This is a genomic window from Leptolyngbya sp. FACHB-671 (assembly GCF_014695745.1).
Taxonomy (GTDB): domain Bacteria; phylum Cyanobacteriota; class Cyanobacteriia; order Elainellales; family Elainellaceae; genus JAAUTN01.
The window spans coordinates 13,052-29,173 of record NZ_JACJOV010000117.1 but is presented as its reverse complement, the minus strand read 5'-3'; the positions used below and the strand labels follow the sequence as shown (position 1 = coordinate 29,173).

13 protein-coding genes and 2 pseudogenes are annotated in these 16,122 nt (G+C 47.7%); 7 read left to right on the top strand and 8 right to left on the bottom strand.

The annotated features are described in order from the left end of the window. Window positions 1-113 precede the first annotated feature (113 nt). A pseudogene (locus H6F93_RS15660) lies at window positions 114-317 on the top strand (DDE-type integrase/transposase/recombinase); the annotation flags it as partial. An 87-nt stretch (window positions 318-404) separates the two neighbouring features. Here the strand turns inward: H6F93_RS15660 and H6F93_RS15655 are convergent. After that, window positions 405-2,699 (bottom strand): CHAT domain-containing protein, encoded by a 2,295-nt coding sequence (locus tag H6F93_RS15655; protein WP_190682400.1) that lies wholly within the window; start codon window positions 2,697-2,699, stop codon window positions 405-407. Between the two features lie 15 nt (window positions 2,700-2,714). Between H6F93_RS15655 and H6F93_RS15650 the strand changes: the two genes are divergently transcribed. Further along, window positions 2,715-4,016, top strand: coding sequence for an S-layer family protein (locus H6F93_RS15650; RefSeq protein ID WP_190682396.1), 1,302 nt, complete (start codon window positions 2,715-2,717; stop codon window positions 4,014-4,016). Window positions 4,017-4,125: 109 nt separating this feature from the next. Here H6F93_RS15650 and H6F93_RS15645 read toward each other — a convergent pair whose 3' ends face one another. Genes H6F93_RS15645 through H6F93_RS15635 form a run of 3 tightly spaced genes read right to left on the bottom strand, consistent with a single transcriptional unit; the run spans window position 4,126 to window position 6,124 of the window. Then, window positions 4,126-4,821 (bottom strand): hypothetical protein, encoded by a 696-nt coding sequence (locus H6F93_RS15645; RefSeq protein WP_190682393.1) that lies wholly within the window; start codon window positions 4,819-4,821, stop codon window positions 4,126-4,128. Between the two features lie 8 nt (window positions 4,822-4,829). Beyond that, window positions 4,830-5,324: a hypothetical protein gene (locus tag H6F93_RS15640; RefSeq protein WP_190682388.1), complete on the bottom strand. Its 495-nt coding sequence runs from the start codon at window positions 5,322-5,324 to the stop codon at window positions 4,830-4,832. After that, complete coding sequence (locus tag H6F93_RS15635; protein WP_190682386.1) at window positions 5,324-6,124, bottom strand: DUF4058 family protein; 801 nt, start codon at window positions 6,122-6,124, stop codon at window positions 5,324-5,326. The genes H6F93_RS15640 and H6F93_RS15635 overlap by 1 nt, the downstream gene beginning before the upstream one ends. A 246-nt stretch (window positions 6,125-6,370) precedes the next feature. On the opposite strand from H6F93_RS15635, the gene H6F93_RS15630 reads away from it, so the two are divergent. Beyond that, complete coding sequence (locus H6F93_RS15630) at window positions 6,371-7,360, top strand: tyrosine-type recombinase/integrase (RefSeq protein ID WP_190682383.1); 990 nt, start codon at window positions 6,371-6,373, stop codon at window positions 7,358-7,360. Window positions 7,361-7,822: 462 nt separating this feature from the next. Here the strand turns inward: H6F93_RS15630 and H6F93_RS15625 are convergent, their stop codons facing one another. Then, window positions 7,823-8,878, bottom strand: a complete 1,056-nt coding sequence (locus tag H6F93_RS15625) for a PDDEXK nuclease domain-containing protein (protein WP_190682380.1) — start codon at window positions 8,876-8,878, stop codon at window positions 7,823-7,825. 131 nt (window positions 8,879-9,009) lie between these two features. Here H6F93_RS15625 and H6F93_RS15620 point away from each other — a divergent pair, with 131 nt between their 5' ends. The 4 genes and pseudogenes from H6F93_RS15620 to H6F93_RS15605 all read left to right on the top strand — a co-directional run bounded on the left by H6F93_RS15620 (window position 9,010) and on the right by H6F93_RS15605 (window position 12,362). Further along, the gene (locus H6F93_RS15620) at window positions 9,010-9,768 is read left to right on the top strand and encodes an AAA family ATPase (RefSeq protein ID WP_190682377.1); all 759 of its coding nucleotides are present in this window, start codon (window positions 9,010-9,012) and stop codon (window positions 9,766-9,768) included. Beyond that, complete coding sequence (locus H6F93_RS15615; protein ID WP_190682374.1) at window positions 9,765-10,694, top strand: ParB/RepB/Spo0J family partition protein; 930 nt, start codon at window positions 9,765-9,767, stop codon at window positions 10,692-10,694. The genes H6F93_RS15620 and H6F93_RS15615 overlap by 4 nt, the downstream gene beginning before the upstream one ends. Window positions 10,695-10,945: 251 nt before the next feature. Then, a pseudogene (locus H6F93_RS15610) lies at window positions 10,946-11,617 on the top strand (IS6 family transposase); the annotation flags it as partial. Between the two features lie 286 nt (window positions 11,618-11,903). Beyond that, a complete protein-coding gene (locus tag H6F93_RS15605) occupies window positions 11,904-12,362 on the top strand; it encodes a hypothetical protein (RefSeq protein ID WP_190682372.1) in 459 nt (152 codons plus the stop codon). A gap of 239 nt (window positions 12,363-12,601) precedes the next feature. Here the strand turns inward: H6F93_RS15605 and H6F93_RS15600 are convergent, their stop codons facing one another. The 3 genes from H6F93_RS15600 to H6F93_RS15590 form a co-directional block, all read right to left on the bottom strand. Continuing rightward, the gene (locus H6F93_RS15600; RefSeq protein ID WP_190682369.1) at window positions 12,602-12,781 is read right to left on the bottom strand and encodes a hypothetical protein; all 180 of its coding nucleotides are present in this window, start codon (window positions 12,779-12,781) and stop codon (window positions 12,602-12,604) included. Window positions 12,782-13,121: 340 nt separating this feature from the next. Beyond that, the gene (locus H6F93_RS15595; RefSeq protein ID WP_190646972.1) at window positions 13,122-13,487 is read right to left on the bottom strand and encodes a DUF6788 family protein; all 366 of its coding nucleotides are present in this window, start codon (window positions 13,485-13,487) and stop codon (window positions 13,122-13,124) included. A gap of 286 nt (window positions 13,488-13,773) precedes the next feature. Beyond that, on the bottom strand, window positions 13,774-15,723 hold the full coding sequence (locus H6F93_RS15590) for a hypothetical protein (protein ID WP_190682367.1): 1,950 nt from the start codon (window positions 15,721-15,723) through the stop codon (window positions 13,774-13,776). Window positions 15,724-16,122: the final 399 nt, after the last annotated feature.

The following is a 16,122-nucleotide window of genomic DNA, read 5'->3' as shown; positions in this document are numbered from 1 at the left end:
TGTCAGTCAGCATGATTGGAGAATTTCCTGCTCTAGTGGTTTTGAGCAAAGAAACGTACTCCCTGCTCCATGCCTACTAAATTGACTGGGATTCTATTTATTTGCAAGCCCCTAACGTCATTGAGCAAGACCATCGAAACATCAAGCGCATTGTGAAACCGATGATGGGGTTCAAATCGTTCAATAGTGCCAGAAGAACTTTGAACGGAATTGAGGCAATGAATAGGCTCCGTAAAGGGCAAGTCAAAGAAGTCAAACAAGGGGACCGTGTGTCTCAAGTGAAATTTATCGAATCGATCTTTGGAATTGCTGCCTAGAGCAACGCGAACGATACAGATTGTGCGTCACTTAGAAATCTTTGCGACACAACCTAGAATATTACCGGTACGTTCAATGTCTGCAAACTACCGCCAATTGCCAATCAATACATAGTTCGCCCAGATGTGAGGAGTTTGTCCATTGATTCTAATCAAGTTGAGTTGAGCTTGGCGAACTGCCTCCGCCTTGATCATTCCGGGTTGAGACAGGGCAGCATAGAAATGATCCATGAACTCGGTGGTGGGGGTATCTTGGGCAATCCAAAGCGTTGATAAAACGCTACGTGTTCCGGTTCTGGCTGCGAGTCCTGCTAGCCCTAGTACAGCGCGATTGTCGCCATGGGCAGTTTCACAGGCGCTTAGCACTAACAGCTCTAGCGGACGAGCACCGTTGCGGGTGCCAACCTGAAGTAACTCGTTGAGTGTGTTGGTAGTGATGCGTTCTTGATATGCCACTACATAGGTTTCTGTCGGGTCGGAACTGAACGTTCCGTGAGTTTTCCAGTGAATAGCAGTGAAGTCGCTGCCTTGTAGCTGTTGGCGAATGTTTTCAGTGGTAAAGGCTTCGTTCATTAAAGGAGTGCCAATTTCAACCGATCGCCCAATTCGATCAAACTCCTCTTGCAGCTTCACAATAGGTGGAAAATGAGTTCCATTAATGGTTTGTGGAATACCAATTCCGCCGATACTTACTCTCAAACTATCTGAGGATGTATTGGGTGTGAAGACTTGCAGACGAGGGGCGATCGTCACTCCGTATCCCTTCTCAATTAAATACTGTTCTCCGTCATAGAGAACCGACATTGGTACGTTTCGCAAAGCGCCATCCAGCACAAACACAAGTGTATCTGCTGAAGTCTGCTCTAATTCTGGCTCCAGTGGTTTAATTATCCAGTCATACAAGGTTTTAGCGCCTTCTAAAACCTCTGGAGTTCGACTTGGAATCTCTAAATCTGCTCGTAATGCTTGAATAGTGCGTTCAGCAGTTCCTTTGGGAATTGAGATTTCACGATAAACCAATTGGTTTGGCTGCTCAGGAAATTGGGCAATGAGCATAATACGTTCTGTATTGTCTTGTTGCGGTTTCTGTTGCAGCGTTTTTTGTAACAGGATGGGATAGAGAATTGCCGCTTTTGAATCCTGAAGTTCATTAACTCGTCTGACATTTGCAAGGATGCAGCCGAGGTAGTTTTCTAATTCTGCCAATTGCAGTGCATCAACAAATTGAACAGCTTGCTGTAGCTGTGATTGGCTGGGCAGCTGTCCAGATTCCGAGATTAACAGTAGCTCGATAAATTGGCGATAGACTGGCTCAACGTTATCTCGGAATGAGAACTGAACATCAGAATTGACGCTTAACAGATCGCTGCGGATAGATTGCAGAGTTGAGATCGCTGCTTGGTAGGAGGCGATCGCTTCCTGATGTTTATTCTGAAACTGCGCCAGTCGTCCTAACTGCCATTCCCAACGGTAGCGAATTTCAGGAGCCTGAATCGGTTCTATTTTCAGCAAGGCTTGCTCTGTTAGCATTTTGGCATCTGCCCACTGTCCAGTTTGTTCATAGAGGCTGCCAAGTTGTCCTAGCGCATAGGATTCTGCTCGTTCGTCGTGCAGCATTTGCGCCTGCTGAATAGCGGTAGAGAGAAGTTGAGCAACTGCGGAAGTATCTGACTGTATGGGCGCGGTATTTGCTAATTGCATCCAGCTTTCTGCTAGATGGATTGCCGCATAAACGGCTGTTCGACCTGCAGGAAGTTGCTCAATCGCTTGTTGCAGAACAGGTAGTTGAGCAGCGGCAATGGTGAACTGTTGGGTCTTAACTAGAAGATTGATGTGATTGAGCTGTGCTGACAAGGAACTATCGAGATCAATGGCTTGCTGGTAGTACTGCAAAGCAGCTTGAAAGTGCATCTCGACAGGTCTGCCAATAGCGGAGAGGCGATCGCCCATAGCTCGTTCTGTATTGCCCAACTCCAGGAGCATTAAACTAGTCTGCGTTGGATTACTGGTGAGCGTTAAGCCTTCTTGCAGACGGTCACGGGAAGCGTCAAGATTGCCAACCTGACGTAAAATGCTACCTAAGTTGCGGAGTAGAGCAACTCTTAGTTGGGTGGGCTGTTGCTGAATCTGTTGATCAACCTGTTGCAAAATTGCTTCGGCTTGCCCACTAAAACCGAGTGCCTGTAGCGCTCTTGCTTGGTTAATCTGGGCGATCGCCATACCTTCAGAATTTCCGGCTTGAGCATACGCCATCGCTGCACTCTGCCAAGCAGTAATAGCTGCCTCTAACTGATTTTGCAGCCAGTGCAGCTTGCCTTGCGTGTTTAAAGCTTTCGCATAAATTTCAGCCCACTCTAAAGTGGAATTCTCTTCAAGCTGCAAGATCTGCAAGCTTCCATGCAAACGCCCGAACTGATGGTTCTCAACCAAGGACAGATACTAGCTTCGACGGCAGGTGAAGGTCAAGGCGGCAGTTTAACCATTGATGCGCCCGATCGCGTATTGCTCTCCGACAGTCGGCTTTCGGTTGCCACCAGCGGCAATGCCAGAGCTGGAGACTTGGCGATCGCCACCAATAATCTCACCTTTAACGGTGGGCAAATCTTAGCCAGTAGCACAGGAACTGGTGCAGCCGGAAATTTGAGCATCACCGCTGATGATGTGATGCTTAGCGATCGCGCTAGAGTCACTGCTGAAACGCGATCGAGTCGCGGCGGAAACATACAGTTCAGCGTTCAAGACACATTACAGCTACAAACCAATAGCGCTATCTCCGCTTCGACGCGTACAGGCACAGGCGGCTCCCTAAATGTCAGTGCCGACTCAGTGCAATTGAGCAACAACAGCGAACTAGCAGTTGCAGCCCAACGAACCGGAAGCGCTGGAGATCTAAATGTCACGGCTACAGATCTTACCGTCAATGATTCGAGCGTCACGGTGAGCAACCCGCAAGGACAGGCAGGCACGCTTTCAATCCAAGCGGATCAAATTCGGTTACTGGATGGTGCTCAACTGATTGCGGAAGCAGGTGGAACGGGTCGTGCAACAAATATTGCTCAGGCTGAAATTCAGCTTCGAGAAGTTGATCTCTTGCTGCTACGCAATCACAGTCTCATCTCAGCTCGTGCTAACGGCAGCACCGACGGTGGCAACATCAGCATTGATGCCGAAGATGGATTTGTTATTGCCGTTCCCCAAGAAAACAGCGACATCATTGCGATCGCCGAGCAGGGCAACGGTGGACGAATTGATATCGCCGCTCAGCAGATTATTGGATTTCAGAAGAGTGAGGAGCGATCGCCCCTGAGTGAAATCAACGCTAGTTCTGAGTTTGGCAGCGCTGGAACTATTCTGCTCAACACTCCGATTGTTGACCTCAGCCGAGGCTTAACCGAACTACCAGCAGACGTTACCGATGCCTCAACCTTAATTGCGACCGGCTGTTCTCCCACTGCCACAGCTCAAGCTAATCAGGGTGAATTCTACCGAACTGGACGGGGTGGCATCGCACCTTCACCCACCGATGTATTGGGCAGCAGCGATGTTTTAGAAGATTTACAGCCGCCTGCATCTTGGGCAACATCCACTGAGCCAAGCTCTCAAGTTCCTCAAGTTGTAGAGGCTCAAGGTTGGCAGACGAACGATCGTGGCGAAGTTGAACTGGTAGCATCAACGCAGCAAAGACCGTGTGAACGTTAAGCACTTGGAGGACAAGTTTTATGTGGCGATCGCTCCTCATGTTCCTAATTAGTCTCACCCTGAGGATTGTTGCTCCTCAAGTCGAATGCCCCTAGGTTTATCACCTGCATTACCTCGGACAGACCCAAACTTGTTCCGTTTCATAAAACTCCCCCCGCTGCTCCAGTGTGTATCCTCCCAGCAGCAAAGCCAACCACAATTGCACGATTGGCATTCCCATCAACCGCTGCAGCCTAATCAGAGAAATTGTTGAAACTTGCCGTTCCTGTAAGCACTGATTGATCGCTCCCACCCAAGTTGAAACATCTTCATCATGAGCAATTTCTATGGCACGGTTAAACGCCTCCGCTTCAGTTAATCCTGGATGTTGATTCATCTGCTCATCCAGTGCTTGCAGCAGTGCAACTTGGTCTATCTCACCCATTACTGATCCTTGCTGATCAGATGACAAAGGGCGCTCCGCAGTTTTCCTGGGCAAACTTGCTAGAGGTTCAATGAACCCCTCAAAATCAACTTCCATCGTTTGCCTAACATAGCGCTCGAACGCATCAGTTGGCATCACCGGACCCTCCTCACTATTGGTTGCCTCCAGTTCCTCAAACGCTAAGGCGGAGCGCTCCTGAAACACCTCCACAATTTGACCGATTGCCTCAGCTGCAACCCCTAGCTGTCCTACCGTATTCAACCTAGATAGAGATACATCCAGAACCTCTAACAATTTCGGCAAATCTGCTTCGTCAGGCGCGACCGCTGCTTCCTTCAACATTTCCCATAACGGTAATTCCAGTTGCTCTACCTGCCTCATCTCCCACCTCACTCATGCAAAGGACAAGGGCGCAATTCACACAAATCGGGATCAAGCCGCGTCTGACCCACAAACTTCTTGATGCCGTAGCGTGTTTCCAATACGTCCAGCATCTTACCGACATAGGTATGAACTTGACTTGGAACCATTCCAATACAATGAACCGGAGGCACGATCGCCACCTTCTCCTGTCCCTGCCAAATTTGGGCAGCGATCGCATGGACAGGGGTATCAGTTCCAGCTTTGCGGTACACCACTAGTACTCCAAAAACCAGTTGGCTCAACGGTTCGAACTGGACGGGAATTTGCTCTAGCTCGCTCTCTTTGCGTTTACGACTGCGAGTCTGGCTGACGCGAGCGCGATTACGAGCATAGGATCTACGACTGTAACAAACAGCAGGATTCCAGCAACCATCTCCCTCCGCTCCGTGCAACACTTGTGCTTGCTCGGCTGAGAGCATTGCACACTTGCGACATTTATCTGATAAACCTCTTTTAGCCATCACGCCTTAGTTCTCAACGGCATGAGCAAAGCATCCACCCAAGCTTGCTCCTCCTCACTCAACGCTGGTTTCGGTGGAGGTTCGCGGTAATCAATCGACAGGTTGTAGAACGCCTCATGGTAGATGTCGCGTAACGCTGACGCTAAATCTAACGGCACATCGGCATCGGGCGATCGCAAGGGAACAGGAATAACCGGCAATAGGTCTGATAGCGCGATCGGCCACACCTCAATTTCCTGCGCTTGAGCACGAGTCAGCGTTACCAAGTAAGGAACCGACGGTAAGCGGGGATGGACAAAAGGACGAGTGCCACGCCGCAGCAAATCAATCTCGATCAGATGCACATTCGCCCTGTAAAGCCGCTGCCGCTTCTGTCGATACGGCGTAATTCCCGGCTCTCGCTTATTGACGGGAGAAAGGATTTCAATACTTGTCACCAGCGTATTACTTGCTGTATCGCGGATTTCAACCGTCGGAATTCGCACCTCAATCGGTGGCATCAGCGGCAGGATCAGGGGAGCTGGAGTGAGCAGAATCCCACCATGCTCGATCGGCAGCGACGAACTTTTTGCAGTTAGAGGAGCTGACTTCTGACGCAGAACTTCGACATCGGGATAGAGAATACCAATCTCACTTTCAGGAGCAGTGTCTTGTACCAGGTAGACCTCTAGCCGTACCGTATAGCCCGGTTGGATTTTGGGAGCAAGCTGCTGTCGAATCTTATTGGCTAAGGCATTGTGAACATCAGCCCACAAGTAACCTTCAAGATAGGGATCCATTCCTGGAAACGGCGATGGCATCACAAGCCCCTCAAACAGTAAGCCTGAGAGCATTATAATCCTTAGCTCTCGATTGAGTTTCTAAAATTGTCTTAGACTGTTCTTATCCCAGATATTGGTCAAATATCTGGGATAAAACTTTGAGCAGTAAGTAGAAATGCTTACTCCAGATCAGTTGAAATGAAGTATCTTCGTTCTGCTTGACTCACGCTTTAATCGAAAGAATTGGGATGCTTTTCTACACCCTGTTATTACCCAGCGATCGCCATGAAACGTCTAGCTATTCCAGATCCCGTGATTGTGTCACTTATAGGAGGCAAGGAGGCTCCTCAAGCTTCTGCTTCCAGGGTTACGGCTCCTACGGATTTGAGACAAGCCAAGGTGGATGAGTTTATTGCGGCGCGAGCGCTTAAGCCCAAGAGTGAACAAGCCTATCGACGGGACTTGCAGTGCTTTATGGAGTGGACGCAGCAGGCGTGGGCGAACGTGACCCGGCGACAAGTCGCACAGTTCAAGCAATATCTCTTGCAGGAACGAAAACTGGCTCCTAACTCAGCCAATCGAATCTTGAGGACGCTCAAGACTTTTTACAAGTGGATGCTGGAGTCGGAGTATATTTTCAGTGACCCAACGACTGGGGTGAAGCAAGAAAAGGTGCCGGAGGCACAATCGAAGGAACTAGAGGATGAGGAAGTCGAGCAGATTTATGCTGCTATCGAGGAGGTTAGTCGTGATCCGGTGCGCGATCGCGCTCTGTTCTCAGTACTGCTGCATGGCTTACGGGCTGAAGAGGTTATCAACCTCAACTTGGAGGACTACGATGGACACCAAATTGTAGTTCGAGAAGCAAAGCATGACAGTGTAGGGGAAGTGCCGCTGATTCGACAGGCAAGGCTTGACCTGGATGCTTATGTGCAGCAGCGGCAGACCCAGGCAGGGTCGTTAGGGCAGGAACTGACAAATGAAAGCCCCTTATTTGTTTCAAATTCTAACCGCAGTCGAGGGCAACGACTGACCTATTGGGGAGTGGATGAGGTGATGAAGCAGCTTGCCGAACATACGGGGATAGACTTACACGCGCATCGCGGTCGGCACACGTTCTGCACAAATTTAATCGTCAAGTTGGAGATGGACACAGCGCTGGCGATGGAGCTATCACGGCATCGGGACATCCGCAGTTTTAAGCGCTACACCAACCGCAAGAACAAACTAGCTGCGAAGCGAGCGTTTTTTAAGGCAACCGGACAACTTCAATAGAACAGTAAGTATTGCAATTTTTTGGTAGAGCGTTAAAAGTGTCCTAGTTTTAGCAAAAATCTACATTGATTTTGCTAGAACCAAGAAGCTCTTCTACTCGGGATATGACAGTATTCAGAAGCTCATGGCTCAAATTGCTAAGCAGATCGGAATTGATTTTCACACCCATCAATTCCGACATACGTTTGCGACAAATCTAGTTTTGGAAAGAGCAATTCCACACCATGCGATGACTTTGACACAGCATCGCTTAGGCAGAACTTTCGACGGTATACCAAAGCTGCTGACTATGAAGCCGCTGAGGCAGCGTTTGAGGAAATTATGGGAGGGGCAATTGCTTCTGAAGGAACTAGTCCAGAATTAGGATCAGATTAATAGCTTTAAACTATCTAGAATAAAACTTGAAAACGTGAGCAAGCGTGAAGCAATTACTCTAATTCAGTTTGTTGGCGGCTACTGGAATTACTCTGTGTCAGGCTGTTTCTCACAACTTAACTCCAAGGCGATCGCCTCCAACTCAATCTCTAACTGTTCTATTGAGGGTAAATTGTCTTTCAACTGCTTGGGCAAGCGATGGGTTGATACTCCAATCGGAGTGCTGAGGTTACGTAATGCATACTCAGCTGTTGTTTTACTTTTAGATTTACACAAAATTAATCCAATAGTAGGCTGATCTTGTGGATGACGCAGTAAATCATCTACTGCAGACACATAGAAATTCATCTTTCCAGTAAACTCTGGTTCAAACTCAGTCATTTTCAAGTCGATTACGATATAGCAGCGCAACTGAACGTGGTAAAACAGCAAATCTAGTCGGTATTCCTTACCATCCACCTGTATCGAGTACTGGCTTCCTAAGAAAGCAAAACCTACACCTAATTCCAGCAAAAAGTCTCGAATATGGTCCACTAAAGCTCGCTCAAGTTCTCGCTCCTGCGCTCCCTCCTGAAGAGTCAAAAAATTAAAATTGTAAGGATCTTTAATTAAGTTTTGGGCTAAATCGGATTGGGGTTGAGGTAGAGTCTGAGCAAAATTAGTAATTGCACCACCTTGACGACGATACAGATCAGACTCAATTTGCATTACAAGGACATTTCGACTCCAGCCATTTTCAATTGCCTTTTGAGCATACCAAACTCGTTCTTCAGAAGCCTTTAGTTTTTCTAAAAGGGCGATGTTATGGTACCAGGGAATTTGGCCAAGCACTCCTTGGCTAATTTGTTCTTCCAAATATGATTGAGCAAACAACCGCATGTACTTCAAATTGGAACGGGAGAACCCATTGATGTCCGGAAATTCTTGCTTTAGATCTTTCGCCAGCCGATCAATGATTTTTGCCCCCCAGCCCTCAAGTTGCTGCCGTTCTAGAATCTCTTTTCCAACTTGCCAGTAAAGTAAGAGGAGTTCCTGGTTAACGGCTAAAGCAGCTTTAACCTGGGCTTGACGAATCCTCTGCTTTAGGTCGTTAAGGAATACAGCATAATTATCTGGTGAGGAGAGAAAACCTGTCTTAGCCACAACTGTACACCAACAGCAAAAATCATCGTTCTAAGCGTCCGCTGTTTTAGTATGATTCATCTCAGGATAGATTAACTGTGTTTTAAGTACTCTGTCACACAAACCTTGAAAATCAATTGACGGTTCACCAAGTGGCAAAAGTAATTACAATCTTCAACCAGGCTGGTGGCGTTGGAAAAACTAGCCTAACTATGAATTTAGGGTATCAGTTAGGGCAACGAAAAAAGCAAAAGGTTCTTCTCATTGATATGGATCCACAAGCTAGTCTCACCATATTTATGGGAGTAGATCCGACTGAGCAGGAGGCAACGGTTAAGGACGCAATTCTTGATAAGAAGGCTTTGCCCATCCTGAGTGAAATACATGGAATGGACTTAGTGCCGGCTAATATTCTACTTAGTGCTGCAGAGATGCAGCTATCTTCTGTACTACGGCGAGAACTGCGGCTTAAGCAGGCGATTGATAAAGTTACGGACCGATATAGCTTTATCTTGATTGACTCGCCTCCTAGCTTGGGCATGCTCAGTACTCTGAGCCTAGTTGCAGCAAATTACGTTTTAGTTCCAAGCCAAACTCAGTTCAAAAGTATTCAGGGAACTAATTTAGTTCTTCAAACAATTGCTGATGTGAGAGATGCAATCGACCACAAGCTTGAACTTGCCGGGGTTGTACCAACGATCTATGCCAAAGGGACGCTACAAGACCGTGAAGCTCTTGGTGTACTTGAAAGCCAACTTTCAGCAATTACTAAAGTTTATTCACCTCTTCCACGTTCCACTGCTTTCCCGGATGCATCCCAAGAACGATTACCCCTAGCGGTGTTTAGCCCAAAACATCCAGCAGTCACCATTCTTAAGCAAATAGCAAAAGATTTGGAGAAGTTACCTTGAGCACAAAACGGCAGAGAACTCAGTACTCAGCTCTCAGTGGAGTTAATGCATTTCTTAGTAGTGGGAGTAAGAACAATGCAGAGCAGTCGGCTAATACAACTCTAATTGGAAATATTCAGCTTCCCCATCGACAACCTCGTCGATATTTTGATCCTGTCAAAATGGAGCAGCTTACTCAATCAGTAAAAGAGCATGGTATTTTAGAGCCGCTTCTAGTCAGAAGGTTGGTGGGGGATGAGTACGAGTTAGTGGCTGGAGAGCGCCGTTATCGTGCTGCTCAAGAAGCTGGGCTAGATGAGGTTCCAATTTCCGTCCGAGAACTGAATGACGAACAGGCTCTACAGATTGCTCTAATTGAGAACCTACAGCGCGAAGACCTTAATCCTATAGAGGAGACTGAAGGAATTCTTGACCTCCTAGCAATTACACTACAAATTTCTAGAGAAGAGGTCATTAGCACCTTGAACACTGCAGCACATGCAAAACGAAAAGGAGAGGAAATTGCGGATAACGTTATCCGCAAAAATTTAGATCGAATAGAAAAGGTGTTTGCGCTTGTAGGAACTTTGACTCCAGAGAGCTTCAGGACAAACCGACTACCTCTACTAAACCTCCCAGAAGAAATTTTAGAGGCTCTAAGAACAGGGAAGCTGGAATATACAAAAGCCAGGGCGATCGCTAAATTAAAAGATCCTGAGCAGCGTCAGCGACTTCTAGAGAAGACTGTTGCTGAAAATCTTTCTCTGACTCAGGTTAAACAGGAAATCAAACAGCAATCTCCATTAAAAACTGAGCCGCTAGACTTCAATCGCCGTATCTCTAATATTGAGCAAGTTATCCGTCGTAAAGGGTTATTGAATGATGTGGAGAAACGGCAGGAGATAGATAAGCTCTTGAAAAGCTTAGAAAGTCTGATTGGAGGATAGCATAGCTTTAGGAAACTGTCAGAACTGGGTACTCAAATTGAGAGTAGAAGCCCCTGCCTGGTAAACTAGCTTCTGCCCTCAACCTCCGTTCAGTCCGCCTTCCATGAAATGCCCTCACTGCGCTTCTACCCGCACTACGGGATTACAACGCACAACTAACTTGGGCTATGCGATAGTTTTGCTGCAAGGAGTGCCGCCGCACCTTTAACGAACGGACAGGCACTCCCTTTAACTTTGTCGAAGTACCCACCGATATCGTGTATCAAGTCCTGCTGTGTCGGTTGCGCTACAAGCTGAGCTTTCGAGATATTGCAGAATTCTTCCTACTCCGGGGGTTGGAGTTTACGCATGAGACAGTACGAGACTGGGAAGAACGCTTTGCTGCAATGTTTGCCCAGCAGCTGAGAGCCAAACGCCAGGGAAAGGTTGGCAAAATCTGGCTTGTGGACGAGACGTACATCCGAGTCAAGGGAAGGTGGTGCTATCTGTATCGTGCAATTGATGAGGATGGCAATTGGGTCGATGTGAGATTGAGCGAAAAGCGGGACATGGAAGCAACAAAAGCCTTCTTTTCTAGAGTGCATGAAGTTGCAGGAGAACCCCCGCAGGGAGTCGTGACAGATGGGTTGATCTCGTACCCCAGGGCGATTGATGAGGAATTGGGAACGGATGTTGAGCATGAAGTGAGAGGATGTTTGGGGAATCTGATCGAACAGAGTCACCGGGGGATAAAACAACGCTACTCTCCAATGCTCGGGTTTGGAGCGATTGAAAGTGCGAAACGATTTTGTCAAGCATTTGATGAAGTGAGGCAGTTTTTGCGACCTGGAGCAAAAATGACAGAATTAGCGTCTCTATCAAAGCAACGAGAACATTTTGTTGAACGAGTGAGTGAGTTAGAAGAGTTATTTCAAGCGATTTAATCGAAGCCAATGAAGAGAAAGCTTACAATGATAAAAAGTGATAAAAAAAGCGGTGATTTGAGTACTCAGATCTGACAGTTTCGAAATTCTTACTCTTAGAATCTGCTGCAGTGGGCGAGTGTGCTAGCTGCGATGCCTTAATCAGAATCAACCTTAACTGACATTCACCAATTGGAGAACTTTTTCACTATGCCCCAGGCTCAAACTGTTGAAGCATCGTCTGACTCGACACTCTCGAAGCTATTGGAGTTCGATAGAATCTCCCTCTCTGGAGTCACCGCCTGCGGTGGACGGGACATCTAATCCTGCATCCCCTGCACCTGCACCTGCACCTACAGACACATCAATTGCAGTTTCTGATGATGAGACAGCGGGGTCAAAAGAACAGGCTACCCAAGAGACTAAACCTTCTGCTAAAGGACATCATGCTAGAACGACGAGAAAATCGAAGTTCGATGAGCCGGCTAAGAGCTGGCAGCATTACATCCGCAAGGAGTTCGCGAAGTTGTCTCTCCCGCAAGCGGTGGCAAGTGTGATACAAAGTCAACCGGAGGCAGTTTTGGGTGTTCCAGAAATTGTGAACATGCTTTTTGTCGATGCGACTCCTCAAGCAGCCCGCAATGATGCTCGTAACCGAGTCTCAAATGTTCTTTCGATTGGTTTGAAGAATGACAAGTGGTATCGGGCTAAGAAGGGGCAATACAGCCTCTCACGAGAGGTAGCCGAAGCGAGTATTGCATCATGAGGAGTACCTTTTACCTGGAAGTGGGAGAATGACTATCTGCATCCCGACAAGCAGGAGGAAGTCTTTGGTTCTGCGGCTCCCGCAGTGATCGTTTATTGAACCTATGGTTTCCTTATTGCCTGTTACCAGGATCAATACGGTCAGCAGATTGAGACTAATGAGTAGACCTCCTGCATGAATCGATTTTTTCCTACGAAACTATCAAGATCGAGCTTCAAAGTTCCCCAAAAATGCAGGATTTAGGAGGCGATCAAATATTCGTGCAGGAGGTCTAGTGTAGGGAGAAGGCGATCGCGTCGGGCAATGGGGATGCGGAACACTAGGGCAATCGCCTCCTCAGCAGTGGTGAAAATGGGTTCGGTTGTAGCGATTTGACAATTAAGATAATCTCTTGGCTGTCCACCAGTATGTTGCATCATCAAGTGTAGGAAAAGCTTGGTGCCATTTTCTTGGAATGTCCCACAAAGTTCTAGCTTTGAAATTAAACTGTATAGCTGGAACCCTTTGAGGTGGCTCTCGCCTCTAGGCAAGATAATCCGCTGGCTTCCACCTTAAAAGCTTCGTTTGTAGAAGCACTTTTGAAACGTACAAGGTCACACAGTGTAGTAGTTCTTATGTACACAATGTTTTCTTATGTACACCCATATTTCTACCATTTCTTTCTTATGTAAGAAGTAGAGCTTGTACATAAGAAAATACTCTGGTATATCCGCCAAAAACCTGCTGCCAGGGCTACTATCGGGATTGAAGTTTTCTGGCTCAATCAATCGGTTTCAATTGCTTACCCACATATCGGCTTTTGAGTTTGCCATTCTCACGCCAGTAGGCATACCAATAAGGTCCGTGCAGCTCACCCTTCTCTCCAGCGCATCTACAACCTGCTTTGCCGCAGCGAATGCGCTCCAGTTGGTAAAGGTGCGTGGTCGCGTCAGCTCCCTCTAGATTGCTTACGTGTCTGACCTCCACAACTTCACGACCTTTTGTCCTGGTCAGTTGTGGAGCCGCTGCTTGTCGCTCCAAGTCTTGCAGGATTGAACCCAATTCTGAGTAGAGTTGTCTTGCCTGCTCAAGGGTGAGTTTGGGCAGTGCCTTGCGAAGTTTGTCGAAGTCAGACTGTTTGGGCATCGTTTCTTAGGTGCAGAGCTGTTTTCCTGAAGGCAATGGGAGGGCAGCGAGACAAATTTTGAGGATGAAGCAGCAGCGTAGAAGGAAATCGGTGAGATGGCTTCTTATGTACAAAAGCTAGATTCTGAGGTAGTTTCGCTAAGGGCAAAGCATTAATCAAAGCTGCACATAAGAGAAAAAGACAGTACATAAGAAACTTGAAATCAGTCCTGTAGTTCTGGATGAAGGCAAGCACTGCTTTCGCTCCCCTTTTTCTGATTGCCCGATACCCCATAAACACAACACATCACTTCCGAGGGGTATTGCTCAGGTACACAAGCCAGTGAATCAACTCCAAGTCAGTCAGCATCAGCAGATACTCCTTGGCAACACGCTGCCCGAGCGCCGCAACCACCTGCTCCTCTGACCACCCCAACTCCCGAGTGCGGGTTTCAATCTGGGTCAAGATGAATAGGCGATCGCCCAGCTCACCCGTACCTGTGAATAAAGAGAATGGCAGTGCATCGTCCCGTAGAACGCCTGGGTTGACCTGTGCCCATGCCACTGCCTCAGCTACAAGAATCGGGTCACCTGACTCTAAGAATTGCTGCATTCGAGCAATTTGCCTTTGCTGGGCTGCCTCGGAGCGAATACGTTCCTGTTGGGACTGAGCGAGTCGAATTGCCTCCTGAAAGGCTTCCTGCGAGGCTCTGATATTCCGCAATGCCTCTTGTACGTATTGCACCCCTGAAGTTGGTTCTGGGCTTGAAGCGTGGGCGTTAGCATCTGGGGAAAAATTACTGACTTCAGGGGAAGGGGTAGAAGGTGTAAAATCGCTGGAAGCCTGATGGGACGGATTATCACCGTCATTGGTAATCAATAAGCTTGGAGGACTGAGCCAGTTAGATTCGCCTCCAGCGCAATCTAACTGGCTGTCCGTACTGAAGTTTGGGGGGTCTGGGGGGTTTTCCACAGGTGAATCCCATGTTGGAGTTTGATTTGAATCAGAACCAATAAAGTGGTTAGGATGCCAGAGGTCTCGATGGCGATAGAGAGAAGCGCCGCCAACGCCGTATTTCAGCAGCGCTTGAAACCGAGCGGTTGCTCGGGCAGGTAGACTATTCTTCTCAAGTAAGTCGGCGATCGCTCTTCTGATACGATCCCTCGTTGCGGCAGATTGGCGTTGATTCCAGGAAGGGGATTGATCAATTGCAGCGAGCAGTTCTGGATCTTGAACTTCTGGTTCTGACCTTTTACTTTGATCCCCAAAGTGGAAGTAGTGGCTATTTTCAATGCACCTTGCCCACTCTTGGGCACGATGCTCAATCTCGTGCTGATGCCGACACCACTCCTGGTAACCGGGAAGTGAATGGGCTGTTTCGACAATTTCATCTACGAGTGCATCCCCTTGCAGGGGTTCCCCGCCCGAGAGAATGTGGTGGAAGATGTAAGCCCGCATAGTAATGCGACCCAGAAGCCGATTAGTTTGTCCATAACCTGTCCAGCCCAATTCAATCTCGGCGTTCAAATCATTGATAAATTTCTCGGCTTTGCCTGAGATGCCAAAGTGTTTTCGCTTGGCTTGCTTGAGGATTTGTTTGAGTGTTTTACTGTCAATGTCGTTACGCCCTTGGGAAAGCTGCCATTGGGCTACGAAGGTTTGAGAAGTTCCCCAAATTGGCTGCCATGCCTCATTTAACAAGTAAGAACCAGTTTGTAGCGGAAGCCGGTGAGCGTTAAACAGGCTGAGGTTGCCATCTGTGGCATAGGGTTTGGGATTTGGAAAGATTTCGAGTTGTCCAGGTAGCAGTTTGAACCCGGCATTTTCAAGCAGGCAGGCGAGAGCGATCGCCAACTGCCAGGAGCTTTGGGTTTGCCCAAACGGGAAATAGAGATGCAAACCATCGCTGTAACTGGAGGTGCAGGCAATGTAGCTGACTAGTCCTAACGGTTCCAGTGCGTTGACAATTCGGGAAATAGCAAAGGGATCACGCCTGGGGTGATAGAGACTACCAATGTCGATGTCGAGGAGGCAATAGTTGGTTTCTGCGCCGAAGCGAACACCATAGAGATAGGTACCTTGGCGGATTAGCCGATCTGATAAAGGATGGCGGATTTCTGTTTTCCACTCAACGGCTGTATCTGAAGTTGAGTGTTCTGCCCAAATGTAATCAAATCGGTGGGGGAAAAGTGCGAGAAAACAGTCGTCCCATTCCTGGACGTATTGAAAGTAATTGCTGGATTGAGTAATTGTCATATCGGCTCCATTTCGGTGGAACCGGCTCAGATATCCTCCCTAAACTCGTTCAAACCCGTCCCTTAATAGCTTGCTAATCTACTTCAGCAGATGTTTGCCTCATTAAGCCAAAAGAAAACCTGCCAGAATTTTTAAACTCTGACACAGCTTGCTACACGGCAAACCACCAGAACTGCTATTATGCAGATACAAAAAACTGGCTGAGGAAATAACTATTTCATCAGTCAAATTGTAGGAACCGGGATAGTTGAGACTTTGGCGAGGTTCTGCCCCGGTTTTCTAATAACTGCGGGTGGATACCACTTGGTATCTTGGGTAGAACGCATCTAGGCAATGGCTTATTAAAGACCATTGCGTCATAGTATGGCGACCTCCAGGTAGCGAAGTTGGATATTTCGT